Source organism: Streptomyces sp. NPDC087787 (assembly GCF_044743035.1).
Taxonomy (GTDB): Bacteria; Actinomycetota; Actinomycetes; order Streptomycetales; family Streptomycetaceae; genus Streptomyces.
In genome coordinates this window covers 30,934-50,329 of sequence record NZ_JBIUVQ010000023.1, presented here as the reverse complement: position 1 = coordinate 50,329, position 19,396 = coordinate 30,934, and the positions used below count along the sequence as shown (strand labels likewise).

At 72.2% G+C, this 19,396-nt stretch carries 12 protein-coding genes and 1 pseudogene; 11 read left to right on the top strand and 2 right to left on the bottom strand.

Features of this window, described 5'->3' with window-relative positions; translation table 11 throughout:
- Window positions 1–9: 9 nt before the first annotated feature.
- From gatB to ACIOWN_RS29470, 6 genes and pseudogenes are all read left to right on the top strand, one after another.
- On the top strand, window positions 10–1,521 hold the full coding sequence (gene gatB, locus ACIOWN_RS29495; RefSeq protein ID WP_362354230.1) for an Asp-tRNA(Asn)/Glu-tRNA(Gln) amidotransferase subunit GatB: 1,512 nt from the start codon (window positions 10–12) through the stop codon (window positions 1,519–1,521).
- A gap of 120 nt (window positions 1,522–1,641) precedes the next feature.
- On the top strand, window positions 1,642–2,085 hold the full coding sequence (locus ACIOWN_RS29490; protein WP_362354228.1) for a hypothetical protein: 444 nt from the start codon (window positions 1,642–1,644) through the stop codon (window positions 2,083–2,085).
- 266 nt (window positions 2,086–2,351) lie between these two features.
- Window positions 2,352–4,589: an MMPL family transporter gene (locus ACIOWN_RS29485; protein WP_362354226.1), complete on the top strand. Its 2,238-nt coding sequence runs from the start codon at window positions 2,352–2,354 to the stop codon at window positions 4,587–4,589.
- A gap of 322 nt (window positions 4,590–4,911) precedes the next feature.
- Window positions 4,912–5,097 carry a hypothetical protein gene (locus tag ACIOWN_RS29480; RefSeq protein ID WP_401983808.1) on the top strand — a complete coding sequence of 62 codons (186 nt, stop codon included), beginning with the start codon at window positions 4,912–4,914 and terminating at the stop codon, window positions 5,095–5,097.
- A 113-nt stretch (window positions 5,098–5,210) separates the two neighbouring features.
- Window positions 5,211–8,261, top strand: coding sequence for an AAA family ATPase (locus tag ACIOWN_RS29475; RefSeq protein WP_401983806.1), 3,051 nt, complete (start codon window positions 5,211–5,213; stop codon window positions 8,259–8,261).
- Window positions 8,173–8,373 (top strand): annotated as a pseudogene (locus ACIOWN_RS29470) (DUF6191 domain-containing protein); the annotation flags it as partial. The gene ACIOWN_RS29475 and the pseudogene ACIOWN_RS29470, both read left to right, overlap by 89 nt.
- Before the next feature lie 147 nt (window positions 8,374–8,520).
- On the opposite strand, the gene ACIOWN_RS29465 reads toward ACIOWN_RS29470, so the two are convergent.
- Complete coding sequence (locus ACIOWN_RS29465) at window positions 8,521–9,678, bottom strand: PQQ-dependent sugar dehydrogenase (RefSeq protein WP_362354218.1); 1,158 nt, start codon at window positions 9,676–9,678, stop codon at window positions 8,521–8,523.
- Between the two features lie 108 nt (window positions 9,679–9,786).
- The gene (locus ACIOWN_RS29460) at window positions 9,787–10,785 is read right to left on the bottom strand and encodes an aldo/keto reductase (protein WP_401983804.1); all 999 of its coding nucleotides are present in this window, start codon (window positions 10,783–10,785) and stop codon (window positions 9,787–9,789) included.
- Window positions 10,786–10,863: 78 nt separating this feature from the next.
- On the opposite strand from ACIOWN_RS29460, the gene ACIOWN_RS29455 reads away from it, so the two are divergent.
- The 5 genes from ACIOWN_RS29455 to ilvC all read left to right on the top strand — a co-directional run bounded on the left by ACIOWN_RS29455 (window position 10,864) and on the right by ilvC (window position 19,103).
- The gene (locus tag ACIOWN_RS29455) at window positions 10,864–11,814 is read left to right on the top strand and encodes a 2-hydroxyacid dehydrogenase (RefSeq protein ID WP_362354214.1); all 951 of its coding nucleotides are present in this window, start codon (window positions 10,864–10,866) and stop codon (window positions 11,812–11,814) included.
- Window positions 11,815–12,213: 399 nt separating this feature from the next.
- On the top strand, window positions 12,214–15,351 hold the full coding sequence (locus tag ACIOWN_RS29450) for an EAL domain-containing protein (RefSeq protein ID WP_401983802.1): 3,138 nt from the start codon (window positions 12,214–12,216) through the stop codon (window positions 15,349–15,351).
- A 242-nt stretch (window positions 15,352–15,593) separates the two neighbouring features.
- The gene (locus tag ACIOWN_RS29445) at window positions 15,594–17,441 is read left to right on the top strand and encodes an acetolactate synthase large subunit (protein ID WP_362354210.1); all 1,848 of its coding nucleotides are present in this window, start codon (window positions 15,594–15,596) and stop codon (window positions 17,439–17,441) included.
- A 20-nt stretch (window positions 17,442–17,461) separates the two neighbouring features.
- Window positions 17,462–17,986, top strand: coding sequence for an acetolactate synthase small subunit (gene ilvN, locus ACIOWN_RS29440; RefSeq protein ID WP_100572122.1), 525 nt, complete (start codon window positions 17,462–17,464; stop codon window positions 17,984–17,986).
- Window positions 17,987–18,104: 118 nt separating this feature from the next.
- Window positions 18,105–19,103, top strand: coding sequence for a ketol-acid reductoisomerase (gene ilvC / locus ACIOWN_RS29435; RefSeq protein ID WP_362354208.1), 999 nt, complete (start codon window positions 18,105–18,107; stop codon window positions 19,101–19,103).
- Window positions 19,104–19,396 lie beyond the last annotated feature (293 nt).

Below are 19,396 nucleotides of genomic sequence, written 5' to 3'. Positions count from 1 at the left end.
GTTTTCACCGTGACCACCACGACCGACCTGGTGTCGTACGAGGACGCGCTGGCGTCGTACGACCCCGTCATGGGCCTCGAGGTCCATGTCGAACTCGGCACCGCCACCAAGATGTTCTGCGGCTGCTCGACCGCGCTCGGCGCCGAGCCGAACACCCAGACCTGCCCGACCTGCCTCGGCATGCCCGGCGCGCTCCCGGTCGTCAACGCGACCGGCGTGGAGTCCGCCATCAAGATCGGCCTCGCGCTGCACTGCGAGATCGCCGAGTGGTGCCGCTTCGCCCGGAAGAACTACTTCTATCCGGACATGCCGAAGAACTTCCAGACCTCCCAGTACGACGAGCCGATCGCCTTCAACGGCTACCTCGACGTGCAGCTCGAGGACGGCGAGACCTTCCGCGTGGAGATCGAGCGCGCCCACATGGAGGAGGACACCGGCAAGTCGACGCACGTCGGCGGCGCCACCGGCCGCATCCACGGCGCGTCCCACTCGCTCCTCGACTACAACCGCGCCGGCATCCCGCTGATCGAGATCGTCACCAAGCCGATCACCGGCGCCGGCGAGCGGGCCCCGGAGGTGGCCAAGGCCTACGTCCGCGAGCTGCGCGAACTCATCCGGGCCCTCGGCGTGTCCGAGGCCCGGATGGAGATGGGCCAGATGCGCTGCGACGTCAACCTGTCGCTGATGCCCAAGGACGCCGACAAGTTCGGCACCCGCTCCGAGACGAAGAACGTCAACTCGCTGCGGTCCGTGGAGCGCGCGGCCCGCTTCGAGATCCAGCGCCACGCCGCCGTGCTGAACGGCGGCGGCACGGTGATCCAGGAGACCCGCCACTTCCACGAGGACACGGGGTCCACGACCTCCGGCCGCGTCAAGGAGGAGGCCGAGGACTACCGGTACTTCCCCGAGCCGGACCTGGTCCCGGTGGCGCCCTCGCGCGAGTGGGTCGAGGAGATCCGCGCCGCGCTGCCCGAGCTGCCGCTGGTGCGCCGCAACCGGCTCCGCGAGGAGTGGGGCGTCTCGGCCACCGAGATGCAGGCCATCCTCAACGCCGGTGCCCTGGACCTCATCGTCGCCACGATCGACGCGGGCGCGGACGCCGCCTCCGCCCGCAAGTGGTGGATGGGCGAGCTGGCGCGTGCCGCCAACGAGTCCGGCAAGGCGCTGGACGAGCTGTCGATCACGCCGGCGCAGGTGGCCCGGGTCACCGAGCTGGTCGCCGGGGGCGAACTGAACGACAAGCTGGCCCGCCAGGTCATCGAGGGCGTCCTCGCCGGCGAGGGCACCCCGGACGAGGTCGTCGACAAGCGCGGCCTGAAGGTGGTCTCCGACGAGGGCGCGCTGACCGCCGCCGTCGACGAGGCCATCGCCGGCAACCCGGGCGTCGCGGACAAGATCCGCGGCGGCAAGGTGGCCGCGGCCGGCGCCCTGGTCGGCGCGGTCATGAAGGCCACCCGCGGCCAGGCCGACGCGGCCCGCGTCAAGGAGCTGATCCTGGAGAAGCTCGGCGTCGAGGGCTGAGCCCGCGAACCGTCTCGGGGGGTGCACCGGTTCCGGTGCACCCCCCGCGTCATGCCCGCGCGGGGTCCGCGGCCCACCCCCCGTCGGTGCCGCCGGACGGAGGCGCTACGCTCGCGCGCCATGAGTGGACGCGCCGATTCCAGAACGCACCCCGAGATATCCGGGGCCGACGACATCGAGGCGCCCGGACCGCAGGACCACCCCGAGGGCGACGTCGACGTGGGCGAGGGCGATGCGGTGGACGAGGACGGCGCCGGGGCCGCCGCCGTAGACGGTGCCGGGAGCGACGCCGAGGGCGAGGACGAACCGGAGGACCCCGCCGAGGTCGCGCGCCGTGCCCGGTGGACCGCTGCCGGCACCGGGGCCCTGCTGACGCTCGCCGGACTCGCCGCCTCGCTGCTGCGGCTGTCCGCGGCCTCCGCGCTCGTCCCGGCCGCCTACGCCGCGGGCGCCGCCGTCTGCGCCGTGGCGGCCCTCATCGGCGCCCGGGGACGCACCCGGCGGGCGCTGTGGCTGCTGATCGCCGGGACGATGGTGATGGCGCTCGGCGACCAGCTCGACTGACCGTGCGGTGGACCGGCGGTGGACCGGCGGTGTAGCGGCGATGGATTCGCGAGGGCCGCGCGGCAAACGTCCGGCGGGGCGACGGAGTCCCTCCGATTGTCCTGTGAATTGGGTCGCACTGATGTGAATCGTCCCACGAACGGGTTAAACGATCATTTTTGCCTGCAAGAGTGGCTTCAGATTGCTCATGCGTTCTTTGCGGGCCGTTCCGATCACGGATGTCTGTTCCCGGTCAAAGATCCACAAATCACCCTGGGAGCACGTTCGTGGCAGCCCTAGCGCGCTGGTGTGTCCGGCACCGCCTCGTCGTCGTACTGCTCTGGCTGCTCGCCTTCGGCGGGATCACCGCGGCCGCCTCGGTCACCGGCTCCGCCTACTCCAACGACTACGAGGTCCCCGGCACCGAGTCGGGACGCGCCACCCAGCTGCTCAAGGAGGGCTTCCCGGGACTCGGCGGCGACAGTGACACGGTCGTCTGGCACACCGCGTCCGGCACGGTGCGCGCCCCGGACGTCGAGCAGACGATGACCCGCACCCTGGACAGGATCGCCGCGCTGCCCCAGGTGGCGTCCGTGGCCAGTCCCTACACGGACCAGGGCGCCCAGGGCTCCGACCGGATCAGCCACGACGGGCGCACCGCGTACGCCACCGTCACCTTCACCCGCCCGTCCCAGGACATCACCAAGCCCCAGGCCGAGGCCGTGGTCGAAGCGGCCAAGGCGGCCGGCACCGACGGGCTCCAGGTGGAACTCGGCGGCAGCGCGATCAGCCTCACCGCGGCCTCCGGCGACCACACCGCCGAGATCGTAGGCGTGCTCGTCGCCGCCGGGGTGCTGCTCATCGCCTTCGGCTCGCTCGCCGCGGCCGTGCTGCCCATCGCCAGCGCGCTGCTGAGCGTGGGCACCGCGCACGCCGCCATCGGCCTCCTCGGGCACGCCATGACGGTCGCCGACTTCGCGCCCATGCTGGGCATGCTGATCGGCCTCGGCGTCGGCATCGACTACGCGCTGTTCATCGTCACCCGGCACCGGCGCGGGCTGAAACGCGGGCTCACCCCCACGGAGGCGGTCACGAACGCCGTCGCCACCACCGGACGCGCCGTCGTCTTCGCGGGCGCCACGGTGTGCATCGCCCTGCTCGGCATGCTCATCCTCAGACTGGGCTTCCTCAACGGCGTGGCGATCGCCGCCTCCCTGACCGTCGTCCTCACCGTCGCCGCCTCGGTGACCCTGCTGCCCGCGCTGCTGTCCTTCGTCGGCCCGCGGGCCCTCAGCCGCCGCGAACGGCGCCGGCTGGCCGAGCACGGGCCCGAACCAGAGGTGCCCACAGGGTTCGCCGCCCGCTGGTCGGCCTTCGTCGAACGCCACCCCAAGGCGCTCGGCGTCGTGGCCCTCGCCGTCATCACCGTGCTGGCGCTGCCCACGCTCTCCCTGCATCTCGGCACCTCCGACCAGGGCAACGACCCCGGCACCTCGACCACCCGGAAGGCGTACGACCTCGTCGCCGAGGGTTTCGGGCCGGGCGTCAACGGGCCGCTCACCCTGGTGACCCGGGTGGACGGGGCCGAGGGCAGACTCGCCCTGGACAACCTCGACACCACCCTGCGCGGCACCGAGGGCGTCGCCGCGGTGACTCCGGCGACCTACAACTCCAGCGGCACCGTCGCCTATCTGACCGTGGTTCCCGACTCCGCGCCGCAGTCCCAGCGCACCAGCGACCTCGTCCAGCGGCTGCGCACCGATGTGCTGCCGCGCGCCGAGACCGGCACCGCGCTCGACCTGCACGTCGGAGGGGTCACCGCCGGATACGACGACTTCGCCGGCGTGATCATCGGCAGACTGCCGCTGTTCGTCGGCGTGGTGGTCGGCCTCGGCTGCGTCCTGCTGCTGCTCGCCTTCCGGTCCCTCGGCATCCCGCTGAAGGCCGCCGCGATGAACATAGCCGCCGTCGCCGCCGCGTTCGGCGTCGTCGTCACGATCTTCCAGTGGGGCTGGGGCAGCGAGTTCCTCGGCCTCGGCCGGGCGGGACCGATCGAGCCCTTCCTGCCCGTGATCATGGTCTCGGTGCTCTTCGGGCTCTCCATGGACTACCAGGTCTTCCTGGTCAGCCGGATGTACGAGGAGTGGCTGGAGACCGGCGACAACCGGCGGGCCGTCCGCGTCGGCCTCGCCGAGACCAGCCGGGTGATCAACTCCGCCGCGGTCATCATGATCTCGGTCTTCCTCGCCTTCGTGCTCAGCGGCGACCGCGTGATCGCCATGTTCGGCATCGCGCTCGCCTCCGCCGTCGCCCTCGACGCCTTCGTGCTGCGCACCCTGCTCGTGCCCGCCCTGATGCACCTGCTCGGCCGCGCCAACTGGTGGCTGCCGCGCCGGCTCGACCGCGTACTGCCCCGGATCAGCATCGAGCCGCCCGAGTGCCGCGCCGCGCACGAGAGGCTCACGGACGTCGTGGGCGAACTGGCGAAGGAGACGCGGCAGGACGTACGCGACACCCCTGCGTGACGGAGCCGAACCGCGTCCCCGGAGCCGTGGCGCGCCGGAGCGGTCGGTGCCCGCCCCCGAGCGGCGTGAGGCACGCGCGCGAGGGTCACTGAGACGGCCGGGGCTCCGCCGTCCGCGCCTTACGCCGGTCCCGGCCGGGTCGTGGCCGCCTTACCCGTCCCGCCCGGTGCCTTAGACCCGCCGCGGCCCGCCGCACACGCGCCTAAGGCACCCCGCACGGGGAAGATGCGGCACTCTCCCGATGTGGCCGCACCCCCTGGGAGACGACAGTGGAGGCATCGCGGAAAGCGACGCCGGAACCACCGCTCACCAGGGAGACACCGTGTTCCACTACGAACTGCACCTGCTCCGCTCCGCCGAACTCGGCCGCATCGCCGAGCGGGACCGCCTGGTCCGTGCGTTCCTGCGCGCCCGCCGTGCCGCCCGCCGCTCGGCCGGTGGACGGACCGCCGAGGCGGAGCCCCATACCCACCGCCCGCACCGGCACCGGTTCACCCGAGCGGCGTGAACACGGGCCGGCGGGATCCCGGCGGTCAGGAAGGTCCCGGCTCCACGGGGGTGGACCGGGGCCTTCCGCCCGCCGCGCGGAAAACGGGTGCCGCGCCGCCGGACCCGCGTGCGATGCTCGGGCATGTGGAGACCAGGTCCGTCAGTCCCGTGTTCGTCGGCCGCGCCGACGAGTTGAGCACGCTGCACGACGCGCTCGCCCGCGCGGCCCGGGGAGAGCCGCAGGCCCTGCTGCTCGGCGGTGAGGCGGGCGTCGGCAAGACCCGCCTGGTCGAGGAGTTCGCCGGCGCCGCCGCGCGCGCCGGCGCCGTCGTGGCACTCGGCGGCTGTGTGGAGATGGGCGCCGACGGACTGCCGTTCGCCCCCTTCTCCGCCGCCCTGCGCGCCCTGCGCCGTGAACTGCCCGGCGAACTCGCCGCCGCGGCCGCCGGACAGGAGGAGGAACTCGCCCGGCTGCTGCCGGAACTCGGCGAGCCGGCCCCCGCCCGAGGCACCGGCCGGCACGACGAGGAGGGCATGGCCCGCCTCTTCGAACTCACCGCCCGCCTGCTGGAGCGCGTCGCCGCCGACCACACCGTCGTCGTCGCCCTCGAGGACCTGCACTGGGCCGACGCCTCCACCCGGCACCTGCTCGCCTACCTCCTGCGCACCCTGCGCACCGGCCGCCTCGTCGTCCTGGCCACCTACCGCTCCGACGACATCCACCGCCGCCACCCGCTACGGCCGTTGCTCGCCGAACTCGACCGGCTCCGCACGGTCCGCCGCCTCGAACTCGCCCGCCTCACCCGGCAGGAAGTGGGCCGGCAGATCGCCGGCATCCTCGCCACCGAACCGGACCCGGCCCAGGTCGACGAGATCTTCGAACGCTCCGACGGCAACGCCTTCTTCGTCGAGGAACTCGCCGTCGCCGCTCACGAGGGCTGCCGCACCAGCCTCAGCGACTCCCTGCGCGACCTGCTGCTCGTCCGGGTCGAGACGCTGCCCGAGCCCGCCCAGCGGATCGTCAGGATCGCCGCCGAGGGCGGGTCGACCGTCGAGCACCGGCTGCTCGCGGCCGTCGCCCGGCTCGCCGAGGACGACCTCATCGAGGCGCTGCGGGGCGCCGTGAACGCCAACATCCTCATCGCCGCCCCGACCGGGGACGGCTACCGCTTCCGGCACTCCCTGGTGCGAGAGGCCGTCGGCGACGACCTGCTGCCCGGCGAGCGCACCCGTCTCAACCGCCGCTACGCCGAAGTCCTGGAGGCCGACCCCACCCTCGTGCCGTGCGACGAGCGGGTCACCCGGCTGGCCAGCTACTGGTACCACGCCCACGACCCGGCCAAGGCCCTGCCCGCCGTCCTCGACGCCTCCGTCGCGGCCCGCGCCCGCCACGCCTACAGCGAGCAACTGCGGCTGCTGGAAAGGGCGATGGAGCTGTGGGACGCCGCACCGGAAGAGGTACGGGCCCGGCTGCGGCCCGCCGACTGCACCGAGATCTACCCGCCCTGCGGCGGCGATCCGGCGACCACCCCGCTGACCTTCCTCGACCTGATGGCCGAGGCCGCCGTCGCGGGCCGCTTCTGCGGGGAGCGGGACCGCGCCCTGAAGATCATCAAGCGGGCGCTGCGCCTCGTGAAGGACGACGACCCCCTGCGCGCCGCCTGGTTCTGGATCCAGCGCTCCAAACTGGTCCAGGCGAAGGCCCACGGCGACGGATGGCAGGAACTGGGCACCGCGCAGGACCTCGTGCGCGGGCTGCCGCCGTCCGAGGTCCACGCGGAGGTGCTGGCCAACGTCGCCCAGTGGTCCATGGTCCACGTGCCGGGCCCCGACGCCCTCTCCGCCGCCGAACGGGCCGTGGAGTACGCCCGCATGGTCGGCGCCCGCGAGATCGAGATGACCGCGCGGCTCACCCTGGGCGGCCTCATGGTCCAGGCCGGCGACGTCGAGGCGGGCCTCGCCGAAATGTACGAGGTCAACAGGCGCACGGTCGGCGACCGCATGGCCGCCGTCGCCGGCCGCTCCTACGTCAACCTGCCCTCCGAGCTGGAGTCCGTCGGCCGCTCCCGCGAGGCCGTGCCGCTCATGGAACAGGGCATCGCCTTCACCCGGCGCTTCGGCCTGCTGGACAGCGAGGCCTGGGTGTGGGGCAACCTCGCCGAGTCGCTGTTCTCCCTGGGGCGTTGGGAGGAGGCCGCCGAGGCCGCCTCCCGGTCCCGCCGGGTGGGCCAGAGCGCCAAGCCGCGCGGCTTCCATGCCCGCGTCCGCGCCGAACTCGCCCTCGAACGCGGCGACCTGACCGAAGCCTCGGGCCAACTGAGCGACGCCCTCGACAACTTCGGTGCCCACGACAACGCGCCCCAGCACGCCCTGCCGCTCGCCCGCATCGCCATCGCGGTCGCCGCGGGCGAGGGCCGCCTGCTGGACGCCCGCGCCGAACTCCAGCGCGTCCTGGACGACGGCTTCCCGCCCGGCACCCAGCGCTACGGCTGGCCGCTGCTGCTCACCGCCGCCACGGTGGAGACCCGCGCGGCAGGGCTGCCCGTCGCCGGTCCCGGACGCGCCGAGACCCTGGAGCTGATCCGGGGCGCCGCCAAGTCGCTGACCACCAACGTCCCCGTCTGGCAGGCGTACGAACGCTGGGTGCGCGCCGAACTGCTGCACGCCGAGGGCCGCGGCTGCCCGGAGGAGTGGGCCGGGATCGTCGCCGCCTTCGAGACGCTGGAGCGCCCCTACGACCTCGCCCGCGTCCGCTGCCGCCTCGCCGAGGTCCTGCTCGGCACCGACGAGGCCCAGCGGGACCGGGCCACCGAGCTGTTGCGCCTGGCGCACGCCGTCGCCGAGCACCTGCGCGCCCGCCCGCTCGCCGACTCCGTCTCCCTGCTGGCCCGGCGCGCCCGCCTCGCCCTGACCGGCGCTCCGCAGCACCCCTCCGATTCCGCCGACCCCGTCGAGTCCCTGGGCCTGACCGGCCGGGAACGCGACGTCCTGCGGCTGGTCTCCGCCGGCCGCACCAACCGGCAGATAGCCGAGGAACTGTTCATCTCGCCGAAGACGGCCAGCGTCCACGTTTCCAACATCCTGGCCAAAATGGGTGTTTCGGGCCGCGGGGAGGCGGCGGCACTGGCCCACCGGCTGGGCATGTTCCCCCCCGGGGCCGAGGACCGGCTGGTCGCGGGCTGACGGCAAGGCACCGACCGGGAGGGAAGTCGTGTTCAACGTTTTCGAGGAACTGTTCGCGCCCGGCCGCAAGCACACCCGGGACGAGCAGAACCGGCTGGAGCTGACCCGGGAGGACGTCGGGGACAACGATCCCGGGCGCGGGCCGATCGACCTCGCCTCCGGGAAAGGTCGTCGTACGTCCGCCCGAGCCTCCCGTGGAGGAGGCCGAAACCGGCCGGGAGTGAGGGCCGGGCCAGGGCCTGGGGTCGGGGGGCGGTGGTTACTTCACCTCCAGTTCCAGGATCCGGTCGTCGGCCTTCTTCGGAGTGCCGCGGCCGTCGGTGTTGCTGGTGATCAGCCAGAGCTTGTCGCCGCCCGCCGAGGCCACCGTGCGCAGACGGCCGTAGGTACCGGTCAGGAAGGCCTCGGGGGCCGCCGAGAGCTCGGTGCCGCGCAGGGGGATGCGCCACAGGCGCTCGCCCTTCAGGCTCGCCATCCAGATGGAACCCCGGGCGTAGGCGATGCCGCTGGGGGAGGCCACGTCCGTGTGCCACTGGGTCACCGGGTTGTGGAACATCGGATCGCTCGACCTGCCCTCCGCGTCCGGCCAGCCGTAGTTGTCGCCGGGCTTGATCGCGTTCAGCTCGTCCCAGGTGTCCTGGCCGAACTCCGAGGCGAAGAGACGCTGCTTGCCGTCCCAGGCCAGGCCCTGCACATTGCGGTGGCCGTACGAATACACGGGGGAGTCGGGGAACGGGTTGCCCGGGGCGGGCCGGCCGTCCGGGGTCAGCCGCAGGATCTTGCCGCCCAGGGACGTCCTGTCCTGGGCCAGGCCCCGGTCACCGGTCTCGCCCGTGCCCGCGTAGAGCATCCTGTCGGGGCCGAAGGCGATGCGGCCGCCGTTGTGGATGACCCCCTTGGGGATGCCCTTGAAGATCGTGTCGGGTGCGCCCAGTTGCATACCGGGCGGCTTCCTGTCGTCGTACAGCATCCGGGCGATGCGGTTGTCCGAGGCAGAGGTGAAGTAGGCGTAGATCATGTGGTCGGAGGCGTAGTCCGGGGAGAGCGCCATGCCCAGCAGCCCGCCCTCGCCCTCCGGAGACACCCCGGACACCTTGCCCAGCTCGGTCTTCCGGCCCGTTCTTTCGTCGATCCGCGTGATCGTGGCCCGGTCGCGGGAGGAGACGAGGAGACCACCGCCGGGAAGCGGGGCCAGTCCCCATGGGCTGTTCAGGCCCTCCGCGACCGTGCGCAGGACCTTCACCGAGCCCTTGGCCGGCGGCGCGGTCTCCGTGGAGGCCTGCCCGGAGGGCGAGGCCACCGCGGTCGTACGACCGGGTGCCGCGCCGTTCCCACCGGCCGAGGAGGCTCCGGAGGAGCAGCCGGCCGTCAGCAGCAGGGCGGCTGCCAGCACGCCCGTCACAGCTCGAAGTTGCACGATCTTCGTCCCTTCACGCGGCGGCTTCCACCTGTCTTACCCCGCGAACGCCTCCCAGGCTCCCGATCACCGAAAATCCCACCCGCGGTGGACGGTCCGGGGCCCGGCTCAGTCCCACGAACCCCGGGCCGGTGGCAGACGGCTCAGTTCCGTCAGGTCGTCGGGGGTCAGCCGCAGCCCCGCCGCGTGCGCGTTCTCCGCGACCCAGCGCTCCTGCTTGGTCCCGGGGACCGGGATCACGTGGCGGCCCTGGGCCAGGACCCAGGCCAGGGCCACCTGGGCGGGGGTGACGTCCTCGCCGTGGCGGGCGGCCGTACGCCGCAGGCCGGCCACGATCGGCTGGTTCGCGGCCATCATCTCGGCGGTGAAACGGGGGTGCCGGGCCCGCACGTCGTCCGGCTCGAACCCCTGGCCGGGGGTGAGCGTGCCGGTCAGGAAGCCGTTGCCCAGCGGCATCGCCGCCAGGAAGCCGACCCCGCGCTCCGCGCACCACGGCAGCAGCGACTCCAGCGCCTGAGGCGACCACACCGACAGCTCCGCCTGCACCGCACTGACCGGGAAGACCTGCTGCACCCGCTCGAGCTGCCGGATCGTTCCGTCGTGCAGCCGCGCACCGGACCGGCGCCGGCCGCGCGCTCCGACCGCGCACAGGCCGAGCGCCCGCACCTTCCCGGCCCGCACGAGCTCCGCCATCGCCCCCCAGGTCTCCTCGACCGGGACCTCGGGATCGGCACGGTGCAACTGGTAGAGGTCGATCACGTCCGTCTGGAGCCGTCTGAGCGAGGCGTCGCACGCCCGCCGCACATAGCCGGGGCGGCCGTTGGCCACGATGTGCTGGTCGCCCACCAGCAGACCGACCTTCGTCGAGACGAAGGCGTCGGCCCGCCGCTCCTTCAGCACCCGTCCCAGCAGCAGCTCGTTGGTGAACGGGCCGTACATGTCGGCCGTGTCCAGGAGCGTCGAGCCCAGGTCCAGCGCCCGGTGCACGGCCCTGAGCGACTCCGCGCCCCGGTGCCGCGACGTGCTGTACGCCCAGTTCATCGGCATGCACCCCAGTCCGACGGCCCCCACCGCGAGTGCCGCCGCGCCGATCGTCCTGCGCTCCACTTGGCCGTAACCCTCCCTCTCTCGGGGCCCACCAACCTAACCTCTGGCGCCGCACGCCCCTGGCATAGCCTCCTGAGCATGACTGCTGACGTATGGCTGCCCATTCCGCCGGACGAGATCGCGGGGCTTCCGCAGGGGCCCTCCTACCGTTTCTGGGACGGCGCCGAGGAGTTCCCGGCGGACCCCGCCGACTGCGTCTTCTACGTCGTGCCGTACATGAGGCCAGGAGGTGTCGGTCTGCGCCCGATGCCCCAAATGAGTTCCGTACGGGTCGTGCAGACGCTGTCCGCCGGCACCGACCAGGTGGAGCCGGGCCTGCGGCACCTGCCGCCGGGTGTCCGGCTGTGCAACGCGCGCGGAGTGCACGAGGCGAGTACCGCCGAGCTCGCCCTGACGCTCGTCCTGGCCTCGCTGCGCGGCGTACCCGAGTTCGTCCGGGCCCAGGACCGGGGCGAGTGGGGCGGAGGCTTCCACCCCGCCCTCGCCGACAAGAACGTCCTCATCGTCGGGTACGGCTCGATCGGGGCCGCCATCGAGGACCGGCTCGTGCCCTTCGAGGTCGCGCGGGTGGCGCGCGTGGCGCGCTCCGCGCGCACCACGGAGCGCGGTCCGGTGCACCCGCTCACCGATCTTCACGCCCTGCTGCCCCAGGCCGATGTCGTCGTCCTGTCCACGCCCTTGACGGAGTCCACGCGCGCACTGGTGAACGCGGACTTCCTGGCGCGGATGAAGGACGGCGCGCTGCTGGTGAATGTCGCGCGCGGCGCCGTGGTCGACACCGAGGCGCTGCTCACCGAGCTGGACAGCGGCCGCCTGACCGCCGCCCTCGACGTCACCGATCCCGAGCCGCTGCCCTCGGACCACCCCCTGTGGCGCGCTCCGGGCGTGCTGATCAGCCCGCACGTCGGCGGCCCCACATCCGCCTTCCGGCCGCGCGCCGAGCGCCTTCTGACGGACCAGTTGCGCCGTTTCGTGAACCGGGAGCCGCTCGCCAACGTGGTCCTCACAACGGGCACGGCAAGCGCCTGATCCGCTTCGGGTACGGTGCGCGATCCTCCGGACGCGTTCCGTACCCGCATCCGCGCTGGTCGTCACGGAGCGTAGGTGAACTATGTCCCTGAGTGACGAGTCTGGTGTATCGTCCCGACGGGGGCTGCGCCGCGCACCGTTCGGCGCCGGGGATGGACATTTCAGACTGCGAGGGGGGCGACGGGCGATGCACGGCCTATGGACGAACGATCCGACGCGGCGGGGACGCCACCGGCGGCCCTGGCGCACGGCCGCGCGCAGACGCGGCCACCACAGCTACCACACCCATCACCACCACAGGCCCGGCGGCCGCCGGAGGCATGCCCACCCGGCGCACCGGAAGCCGGGGGACCCGGCCGCGCGGACCGGGAGGTCCCGGTGAGCCCTCCACCGCCTGCCATGACCGCGTTCGACGGCGCGCTGCGGACGCCGCCCACGCCGGGGGTGCTGCTGTCCCGGCCGGCGGCCGCCGACTGCCGTCCGAGACTGGCCCCGCAGCTTCTGCTGGCACTGGTGTGCGCGGGATACGCCATCGGTGCCGCCTGCGGCTGGGGTTCCAGCAAGGTCGCCCTGTTCATGGGCGACTTCGGGCTGAGCGCCGCGGCCGGCACCGCCGCCGTCTCGTGCGCGCTGTACGCCCGCGGCCGCCACGTCCGCTTTCGAACCGCCTGGCTGCTGTTCGCCCTCTCCTCGGCGATGGCGGCCCTGGGCAACTCGGTCTGGGGGTGGTACGAGGTCGTCCTCGGCACGTCCGTCCCCAGTCCCAGCTACGCCGACCTGTTCTTCCTGTGCTTCGCGCCACCCGCGATCGTCGGCCTGCTCGTGCTCGCCAAGCGGCCGGCGAACAGGGCCGGGTGGACGCGCCTGGCGCTGGACTCGTGGCTGATCGGCGGCTCGCTGCTCACGCTCTCCTGGAGCCTGGCACTCGCCCAGGCGGCCAAGTTCGACGGCTCCAGCGTCGCGCACACCGCGCTCTCGCTGGCGTACCCACTGCTGGACATCGCCCTGGTGTCCATGGTGCTCGCGCTGCACTTCCGGCGTTCCTCGATCAACCGCTCCGCCGTGAACACGGCGATCGGCGCTCTCGCCCTGACCGTGCTGTGCGACGCCCTGTTCACCTCGCCGCTGCTGCACAACAGCTACCGCTCGGGGCAACTGCTCGACGCCGGCTGGTTCGCCGGCTCCCTGCTCCTGGCGTACGCCCCCTGGGCGGCACCCCACCCCGAAGGACCGGCCGCCGAGCGGCACGGCACGGGCCGCGAGGCGGGCCCGTACGAGGCGGAGCCCTCCGAGGGCGAGGAGCACCGGCCGGAGGGGCACCAGCCGGACGGGCCCGACCCCGATCCGTGGTGCGCCGCCGCGCACGCGCGCGTGGCCGACGCCTACGGGCACGGCCGCGAGGACCACGCGCGCGTTCCGGACGACCATGCGCCCGGCCGCCGGCAGCCCGGGGCCGCTCGTCCCGTGCCCGGCGGACCGCCCGCAGCGGGCGCGGACCACGACCGGTATCCGGCCGGCCGGCCCGACGCCGGCTCCCTCGCCGCCCTCACCCCCTACCTCGCCGCGGCCGTGTGCACGCTGGGGGTCCTGTACAACGCGCTGATCGGCCACAGCGTCGACCGCGTGGTGCTGATCACCGCCGGCGCCGTCGTGCTGGTGCTCGTGGTGCGCCAGGGCCTCGTGCTGCGCGACAACATCGCGCTCGCCCAGGAACTCGCCCAGCAGGAGAACCACTTCCGCTCCCTGGTGCAGGGCTCAAGCGACGTCATCATGATCGCCGCGCCCAACGGAATCCTGCGGTACGTCTCGCCGGCCGCCGCCGGGGTGTACGGGCGGCCGGCGGAGGATCTGGTCGGCACCGAACTCGCCGGGCTCATCCACCCCGAGGACCTGGGCTCCGTGGTGCACGAGGTGCGCCGCTTCCTGGCCGCCAGCCCGGTCGGGGAGCCCGCCGCGCGCATCGAGTGTCGCTTCCGGTCCGGCGGTGGCGGCTGGCTCAACGTGGAGTCGACCATCAACCGCCACCACGGCGGCCTCATCTTCAACAGCAGGGACGTGACCGAGAGAGTGCGCCTCCAGGCGCAGCTCCAGCACAACGCCGAGCACGACCCCCTGACCGACCTGCCCAACCGCGCGCTGTTCACCAGGCGCGTCCAGCAGGCCCTGTCCGGCCGCCGCTCGACCGACCACGGCACGGCCGTGCTCTTCATCGACCTCGACGGCTTCAAGGGCGTCAACGACACCATCGGGCACCAGGCCGGGGACGAGCTGCTCGTCCAGGCCGCCCGCAGACTCCATGAGGCGGTACGGCACGGGGACACGGCCTCCCGGCTCGGCGGCGACGAGTTCGCGGCCCTGATCGTCGGGGACGGCACCCGCGACCGCACCGCCCGCGAACGGCACATCCTGGAGCTCGCCGACCGCCTCAGGCTGACGCTGTCGCAGCCGTACGCCATCGACGGCAACGATGTCCGCGTGGCCGCGTCCATCGGAGTGGCCTTCGCCGAACCCGGCCTCGGCGCAGGGGAATTACTGCGCAACGCCGACCTCGCCATGTATCGCGCCAAGGCCGCGGGCAAGGGCCGGGTCGAGCTGTACAAGCCGCAGATGCAGCAGGACGTCGTCCGCAGGGCGGAGCTGGCCACCCGGCTCAGAAACGCCCTGCACGAAGGCGAGTTCACCCTGCTGCACCAGCCGGTGGTCCGCCTGGACGACGGCCGGATCACGTCGGTCGCCGCCCAGGCGCGCTGGCGGTCCTCGCAGGGCGTGCTCTTCACCCCCGCGGAGTTCCTGCGGGTGGCCGAGGACAGCGACAGGACGGCCGAACTGGGCCGCTGGATGCTGGAGGAGGCCGTGGCGCAGGCCGCCGAGCGTGCCGCCGCGACCGGCCCGGGCGTGTCCGTGGTGGTCCGGATGGGCGCCCGCCGTCTGGTGGACCGCTCGCTGCCGCCCGGCACCGTCGAGGCCCTGCTCACCCGGCACGGGCTGCCGTCCGGTGCCCTGGTGATCGAGCTGTCCGACACCGACCCGCGGGTGCCGCTGGACGAGCTGGAGCGGCGCCTGGCCACCCTGCGGCGGCTCGGTGTGCGCATCGCGCTGGACGGCTTCGGCAGCGGCCACGGGGCGGTCACGGCCCTCAGAAGGCTCCCCGTCGACATGCTGAAGCTCGACCGCAGCCTGGTCGAGGGCGTCGTCGAGTCCGCCCGGCTGCACAAGATCACCAGTGGTCTGCTCCGGATCGCCGGCGACCTCGGGCTCCGCTCCGTGGCCGACGGCGTGGACCTGCCGGAGCAGGCCGTGGCCCTGCGCGCGATGGGGTGCACCCACGGCCAGGGCATGGTGTTCTCCGGCCCGCTGGACGAGTACCGGCTGCGCCGGGCCCTCACCCTGGGCCACTACCAGGTGCCGCACGGCCCGGCCGAGCCGGTGTTCGCCGGCGGGAGCACCGGCGCCTACACGGCGGCGGGAGTGCCCGTCGTCTTCGGAGGCGGGACGGCCCTGCGCTCACATGATGAGACTCCCGTCCCACCCACTTGACACCGGGTGCGTGCCGGAGGGAGGGTCATTTCCATGCGCACCCGAATTCTCGTACTTGGACAGCGCGTCGGCTGAGCTGGGAATCACCGGACGACGATCCGGAACCCAGCGACCACACCGGCGCGCTTCCCCTCGCTTGCCTTGCGGCACGAGGGGTTTTTTGTTGCACGAGCACCTGGCGTGCGGCACCCGAACTCCGCCCAAACCTCGCAAAAACCCTCAGCATCGAGAAGAGAATGCCGATGACCGAGCAGGCCACCGGGGCCCCTCATCCGCAGCCGCGGCCCCGATCCGGAGGACACCCGTCGGCGCCCGAGCACGTCACGGGTGCGAAGTCCCTCATTCGCTCTCTCGAGGAGGTCGGGGTCGACACCGTATTCGGCATTCCCGGGGGCACGATCCTTCCCGCGTACGACCCGATGATGGACTCCGAGCGGGTGCGCCACGTGCTCGTCCGTCACGAGCAGGGTGCGGGCCACGCGGCCACCGGGTACGCACAGGCGACCGGCAAGGTCGGCGTCTGCATGGCCACTTCGGGCCCCGGTGCCACCAACCTGGTGACGCCGATCGCCGACGCGAACATGGACTCGGTGCCGCTGGTCGCGATCACCGGCCAGGTCGTCTCCAAGGCGATCGGCACGGACGCCTTCCAGGAGGCGGACATCGTCGGCATCACGATGCCGATCACCAAGCACAGCTTCCTGGTCACCAAGGCCGAGGACATCCCGAAGACGATCGCGGAGGCGTTCCACATCGCCTCGACCGGTCGCCCCGGTCCGGTCCTCGTCGACATTCCGAAGGACGTGCTGCAGGCGCAGACGACGTTCTCCTGGCCGCCGGTCATGGACCTGCCCGGCTACCGCCCGGTCACCAAGCCGCACGCCAAGCAGATCCGCGAGGCGGCCAAGCTCATCACCTCCGCGCGGCGGCCCGTGCTCTACGTCGGCGGCGGCGTCATCAAGGCCGGCGCCACCGCCGAGCTGAAGGTCCTCGCGGAACTCACCGGAGCGCCCGTCACCACCACTCTGATGGCGCTCGGCGCATTCCCCGACAGCCACCCGCTGCACGTGGGAATGCCGGGCATGCACGGTGCGGTCACCGCCGTCACCGCGCTGCAGAAGGCCGACCTGATCGTCGCCCTCGGAGCCCGCTTCGACGACCGCGTCACCGGCAAGCTGGACAGCTTCGCCCCGTACGCCAAGATCGTCCACGCCGACATCGACCCGGCCGAGATCGGCAAGAACCGCGCCGCCGACGTGCCGATCGTCGGGGACGCCCGCGAGGTCCTGGCCGACCTGATCCAGGCCGTCCAGAAGGAGCACAGCGAGGGCCACCGCGGCGACTACACCGCCTGGTGGAACGACCTCGGCCGCTGGCGCGACACCTACCCGCTCGGCTACGAGCAGCCCGGGGACGGCTCGCTCTCCCCGCAGCAGGTCATCGAGCGCATCGGGCAACTCGCACCCGAGGGCACGGTCTTCGCCGCGGGCGTCGGCCAGCACCAGATGTGGGCCGCGCACTTCATCCAGTACGACAAGCCCGCCACCTGGCTGAACTCCGGCGGCGCCGGAACCATGGGCTACGCCGTCCCGGCCGCGATGGGCGCCAAGGCCGGCCAGCCGCAGAAGACCGTCTGGGCGATCGACGGCGACGGCTGCTTCCAGATGACCAACCAGGAACTCACCACCTGCGCGCTGAACAACATCCCGATCAAGGTCGCCGTCATCAACAACGGCGCCCTCGGGATGGTCCGCCAGTGGCAGACCCTGTTCTACAACCAGCGGTACTCCAACACGGTGCTGCACTCCGGCCCGGGCGACGTCAACCCGGAGGCCAAGGGCACCCGCGTCCCCGACTTCGTGAAGCTGTCGGAGGCCATGGGCTGCTACGCCATCCGCTGCGAGTCCCCGGAGGACCTCGACAAGGTCATCGAGGAGGCGAACTCGATCAACGACCGCCCGGTCGTCGTCGACTTCATCGTCCACGAGGACGCGATGGTCTGGCCGATGGTCGCGGCCGGCACCTCCAACGACGAGATCATGGCCGCCCGGGACGTCCGTCCCGACTTCGGCGACAACGACGGCGACTGACAGAGAGCTGAGTGAGAAACATGTCCAAGCACACCCTCTCGGTCCTCGTCGAGAACACGCCCGGCATCCTCGCCAGGATCGCCGCCCTGTTCTCCCGCCGCGGCTTCAACATCGACTCCCTCGCGGTGGGCGTCACCGAGCACGCCGACATCTCCCGCATCACCATCGTGGTCAGCGTCGAGGACTTCCCGCTGGAGCAGGTGACCAAGCAGCTCAACAAGCTGGTCAACGTGCTGAAGATCGTCGAGCTGGAGCCGTCGCAGGCCGTGCAGCGCGAACTCGTCCTGGTGAAGGTGCGCGCCGACAACGAGACGCGCTCCCAGATCGTCGAGATCGTCCAGCTGTTCCGCGCCAAGACGGTCGACGTCTCCCCGGAGGCCGTGACCATCGAGGCCACCGGCTCCAGCGACAAGCTGTCGGCCATGCTCAGGATGCTGGAGCCGTTCGGCATCAAGGAGCTGGTGCAGTCCGGAACGATCGCGATCGGACGCGGCGCCCGCTCGATCACCGACCGGTCGCTGCGCGCCCTGGACCGCTCCGCGTGATCCGGGTCCGGGCGGTCGGGTGACACCGGCCGCCCGGATACCGAGACTCCCCGTCCTCCCGTCCCCCCACCGGCATACGGTGGGAAGCACAAACTGCACACCAAGGAGAGAACCCAAAGTGGCCGAGCTGTTCTACGACGCTGACGCCGACCTGTCCATCATCCAGGGCCGCAAGGTCGCGGTCATCGGCTACGGCAGCCAGGGCCACGCCCACGCCCTGTCGCTGCGTGACTCCGGTGTCGACGTCCGGGTCGGTCTGCACGAGGGCTCCGGCTCCAAGGCCAAGGCCGAGGAGCAGGGCCTGCGCGTGGTCACCCCGGCGGAGGCCGCCGCGGAGGCCGACGTCATCATGATCCTGGTGCCGGACCCGATCCAGGCCCAGGTCTACGAGGAGTCCATCGCCCCGCACCTGAAGGACGGCGACGCGCTGTTCTTCGGCCACGGCCTCAACATCCGCTTCGGCTTCATCAAGCCCCCGGCCGGCGTGGACGTCTGCATGGTCGCCCCCAAGGGCCCGGGCCACCTGGTGCGCCGCCAGTACGAGGAGGGCCGCGGCGTTCCCTGCATCGTCGCCGTCGAGCAGGACGCCTCGGGCAACGCCTTCGCGCTGGCCCTGTCGTACGCCAAGGGCATCGGCGGCACCCGCGCCGGTGTCATCAAGACGACCTTCACCGAGGAGACCGAGACCGACCTGTTCGGTGAGCAGGCCGTGCTGTGCGGTGGCACTGCGGCGCTGGTGAAGGCCGGCTTCGAGACCCTGGTCGAGGCGGGCTACCAGCCGGAGATCGCCTACTTCGAGTGCCTCCACGAGCTGAAGCTGATCGTCGACCTCATGTACGAGGGCGGCCTGGAGAAGATGCGCTGGTCGATCTCCGAGACCGCCGAGTGGGGCGACTACGTCACCGGACCGCGCATCATCACCGACGCCACCAAGGCCGAGATGAAGAAGGTCCTCGCCGAGATCCAGGACGGCTCCTTCGCGCGCACCTGGATGGACGAGTACCACGGCGGTCTGAAGAAGTACAACGAGTACAAGAAGCAGGACTCCGAGCACCTCCTGGAGACCACCGGCAAGCAGCTGCGCAAGCTCATGAGCTGGGTGGACGAGGAGGCGTGAGCCTCACGCCGAAGGGGCCGGAGCACTGCTGCTCCGGCCCCTTCGGCGAACCCGGACCCGCCGCCGCCCCGTGGCCGGTTCGCGGCGTTGTCCTGCCCGTCCAGCCACGGACGGGTGATCCTTCCGCAGTGGCGCAATACGATGCACGCCGCGCCATTACACTTCGGAACTACAACGCGTCAGGCCCACAGCGTCGTGCGTCTTTCACGCGGCTAGCCCCCTCCTCCGCCTGCGGCCGTCGGGACACGGCCGTCCGCATGCTCCCCCCTAGCTTTTCAAGGCATGGGAGGTGC

Bases quoted from the DNA above. Each gene is read 5' to 3' on its own strand.
- ACIOWN_RS29450 (WP_401983802.1), top strand. From the start codon at position 12,214: ATGACCGCGTTCGACGGCGCGCTGCGGACGCCGCCCACGCCGGGGGTG.
- ACIOWN_RS29445 (WP_362354210.1), top strand. From the start codon at position 15,594: ATGACCGAGCAGGCCACCGGGGCCCCTCATCCGCAGCCGCGGCCCCGA.
- ACIOWN_RS29455 (WP_362354214.1), top strand. From the start codon at position 10,864: ATGACTGCTGACGTATGGCTGCCCATTCCGCCGGACGAGATCGCGGGG.
- ACIOWN_RS29475 (WP_401983806.1), top strand. From the start codon at position 5,211: ATGCTCGGGCATGTGGAGACCAGGTCCGTCAGTCCCGTGTTCGTCGGC.
- ilvN (WP_100572122.1), top strand. From the start codon at position 17,462: ATGTCCAAGCACACCCTCTCGGTCCTCGTCGAGAACACGCCCGGCATC.
- ACIOWN_RS29490 (WP_362354228.1), top strand. From the start codon at position 1,642: ATGAGTGGACGCGCCGATTCCAGAACGCACCCCGAGATATCCGGGGCC.